The sequence below is a fragment of the Limnospira sp. PMC 1279.21 genome (assembly GCF_032349615.1).
Taxonomy (GTDB): domain Bacteria; phylum Cyanobacteriota; class Cyanobacteriia; order Cyanobacteriales; family Microcoleaceae; genus Limnospira; species Limnospira fusiformis.
The window spans coordinates 1-323 of sequence record NZ_JARPLU010000583.1; the positions used below are offsets into that span (position 1 = coordinate 1).

Below are 323 nucleotides of genomic sequence, written 5' to 3' on the forward strand. Positions count from 1 at the left end.
TTTCCCTGACGATGACCATTTTTGACTACTTTATGGCTTTGGCAATAAGGACAATTTATCTTGATTTATTTGAGAATATCATTTTCTATGATGCAACACCTGGATTGTGGGTATTCCTAGAGGGCGTTTTTCATCCCTTCCAGGTTTTGGTATCCACACCCGTCGCAGTGGTTTTGTTTTGAGGTTTCCCTTAATGCTCTCAACAAGCTCAAACCTTGGCCTTGGAGAGATTACTCTTACTCCATCGACTCCAGCCGTTTTCTTGCCTTGATTATCTTGGGGGGCGGGTTTATTAAGCTGACTGTTGGGAAGCATGGCTGACT

At 43.3% G+C, this 323-nt stretch carries 1 protein-coding gene; it reads left to right on the forward strand.

The genetic code is table 11. The features are described from left to right. The coding region (locus P5683_RS26065) for a hypothetical protein (protein ID WP_315641339.1) at window positions 1-182 on the forward strand (182 nt) is incomplete at its 5' end. Window positions 183-323 lie beyond the last annotated feature (141 nt).